Raw genomic sequence first — 3083 nt, forward strand, 5'->3', positions numbered from 1 at the left:
CCCGTGCAGCCACCGCAGGCGCCGGTCCAGCCGCCCGCTCCGCCGCAGGCGCCGTTCCCGCCGCAGGCCCCTCAGGCGCCCGCCCCCTGGGGCGGGCAGCCGCAGGGCGCGCCGGCACCGCAGGCGGCCCAGCAGCCGCAGGTGCCGTCGCAGCAGGTGCCGGGTGTTCCGGGTGTGCCCGGAATCCCCGGGGTGCCTCCGCAGGCGCAGCCTCCCGCCGAGCCGCATCCCGGGCAGGGGTACGGGTTCCCGCTCCCCCATCCGCAGGGCGGGCAGCAGCCGCAGGGGTACGGCTTCCCGCAGCAGCCCCCGGCCCAGCAGCCCTCGGCGCAGCAGCCTCCGCAGCCGATGCAGCCGCAGCCGGTCCAGCCGCCGCACGGCTACGGTGTGCCCGCCGCGCCGCCCGCGCCGCAGCCCGAACAGCCGCAGCAGCCGCAGCAGCCGCAGGCCCAGGGGTACGGCTTCCCCCAGCCCCCGGCGCAGCAGCCGCACGCCCAGCAGCCGCCGCAGCCGCCGCAGCAGGCGCAGCCCCAGCCGCAGCAGCCGGGCGTCCCGCAGCAGCCGGGCGACCCCAACTCCGGTACCGCCCAGCCCGGTTACGGTTTCCCCCAGGAGGGCCCGGCGCAGCCGCCCGCTCCGCCGGTGGACCCGCGTACCCCCGGGGCCGCGTGGCCGCAGCCGGTGCAGCACGACCAGCGGCAGCCGGTGAACCCCGGTGCAGCGCCGCTGGGTTACCAGGCCGCGGTGGAGCTGTCGTCCGACCGGCTGCTCAACAACAAGCGGCAGCGGGCCAAGAGCGCCCGCCCGGCGGCCGCCGGCTCGCGTTTCCGCATCGGCGGCAAGAAGGAGGAGGCCGAGCGGCAGCGCAAGCTGCAGCTGATCCGCACGCCGGTGCTCTCCTGCTACCGGATCGCGGTGATCAGCCTCAAGGGCGGCGTCGGCAAGACGACCACCACCACGGCGCTGGGCGCGACGCTCGCCACCGAGCGGCAGGACAAGATCCTCGCGATCGACGCCAACCCGGACGCCGGAACGCTCGGACGGAGGGTCCGGCGGGAGACCGGGGCGACCATCCGCGACCTGGTCCAGGCGATCCCGTACCTCAACTCCTACATGGACATCCGCCGGTTCACCTCGCAGGCGCCCTCCGGGCTGGAGATCATCGCCAACGACGTGGACCCCGCGGTCTCCACCACCTTCAACGACGAGGACTACCGGCGGGCCATCGATGTCCTGGGCCGCCAGTACCCGATCATCCTCACCGACTCCGGCACGGGTCTGCTGTACAGCGCCATGCGGGGCGTGCTGGACCTGGCCGACCAGCTGATCATCATCTCCACGCCGTCGGTGGACGGCGCGAGCAGTGCCAGCACCACGCTGGACTGGCTCTCCGCGCACGGCTACGCCGAGCTGGTGCAGCGCTCGCTGACAGTGATCTCGGGTGTCCGGGAGACCGGCAAGATGATCAAGGTGGAGGACATCGTCAGCCACTTCGAGACCCGCTGCCGGTCGGTCGTGGTGGTGCCGTTCGACGAGCACCTGGCGGCGGGCGCGGAGGTCGACCTCGACATGATGCGGCCGAAGGTGCGGGAGGCGTACTTCAACCTGGCGGCGCTGGTGGCCGAGGACTTCGTGCGGCACCAGCAGGCGCAGGGTCTGTGGACCTCGGACGGGAATCCGCCGCCGGTGGCCGCGCCGCCGATGCCGGGACAGTACGGGTATCCGGCCGCGCCGGGCGCCGGCGGGTACGGCCAGGTTCCGCCCCAGCAGGCGCCGCAGCAGCCGGGACCGTACGGGCAGGTTCCCCCTCAGCAGCCGGGGCAGTACGGGCAGGTGCCGCCGCCCCAGCCGCCCCAGCAGCAGCCGCCGCAGGGCCATCCCGGGTACCCGCAGCAGCCGCCGGGGCCGCCGCCCGCGCAGTGAGGCTCCGGCCGGGCCCCGCGCCCGCGGCTGTGCGGGTGCGGGCGTCCCCCGGGTCTCAGGCCTCGGCGATGAGGTCGCGGCAGCGCTGGACGTCGCGGGCCATGGCGTCCAGCAGGTCGTCCAGGGTGGCGAACTTGGCCTGGCCGCGGACGAAGGCGAGGAAGTCGACGGACGCGTCGAGGTCGTACAGGTCGAGCCCCACGCGGTCGATCGCGTAGGCCTCGACGGTGCGCTTGGTGCCGTCGAACTGGGGGTTGGTGCCGACGGAGACCGCGGCCGGCATCGACTCCCCCGCCACGTTCAGCCAGCCGGCGTACACGCCGTCGGCCGGGATCGCGCTGAACGGCAGGGTGTCGATGTTCGCCGTGGGGAAGCCCATCTCGCGGCCGCGCTGCGCACCGCGGACCACGACGCCCTCGACGCGGTGCGGGCGGCCCAGGATCTCCCGGGCGCCCTCCACGTCGCCGGCGGCGACCAGGCGGCGGGTGAGGGTGGAGGAGAACGGCTCGCCGCCGCCCGCCTCGCCCCTGACCTGCAGGTCGATGACGTCGACCTCGAAGTCGTAGGTCCGCCCCTGGTCGGCCAGGAACGCCACGTCGCCCGCGGCCCGGTGACCGAAGCGGAAGTTGGGGCCCTCGACGACGGCGCGCGCGTGCAGCTTGTCGACCAGGACCTTCACCACGAACTCCGCGGGCGAGAGCTTGGAGAACTCCTTGGTGAACGGCAGCACGAGCACCGCGTCCACGCCCAGCTCGGCCGCCAGCTCGGCGCGCCGCGCGTGCGGGGCGAGCAGCGGCGGGTGGCTGCCGGGGCGGACCACCTCGCTGGGGTGCGGGTCGAAGGTGACGAGCACGGAGGGGACGCCGAGGGCCCGCGCGCGCTCCACGGTGTGCCGGATGATCAGCTGATGTCCGCGGTGCACCCCGTCGTAGGAGCCGATGGTGACGACGCTGCGCCCCCAGTCCTGGGGGATGTCCTCCAAGCCACGCCAGCGCTGCACTGTGACCGCTCCTCGTCGAACCCGTGTCCGTGTGTGCCTGTGATGCAGCTCCAAGAGTGCCATGCCGTGGTCGGCGCACCGGCATCGGCATGGGTGATCGACGCCGCCGGGTGATCTTGAGCCGGACGTCCGGCGCCCCCGCCCGCCCCGCGCCGCGCCC

General features: G+C 74.6%; 2 protein-coding genes. One reads left to right on the forward strand and one right to left on the reverse strand.

From position 1 onward, the window contains the following. On the forward strand, nucleotides 1-1923 hold a 1923-nt coding region (locus tag ACOV8S_RS12845; protein ID WP_448317962.1), incomplete at its 5' end, for a MinD/ParA family ATP-binding protein. Between the two features lie 55 nt (nucleotides 1924-1978). On the opposite strand, the gene ACOV8S_RS12850 is transcribed toward ACOV8S_RS12845, so the two are convergent. Then, complete coding sequence (locus tag ACOV8S_RS12850) at nucleotides 1979-2923, reverse strand: bifunctional riboflavin kinase/FAD synthetase (protein WP_448317963.1); 945 nt, start codon at nucleotides 2921-2923, stop codon at nucleotides 1979-1981. Nucleotides 2924-3083 lie beyond the last annotated feature (160 nt).

It is taken from the genome of Streptomyces sp. CO7 (assembly GCF_053474865.1).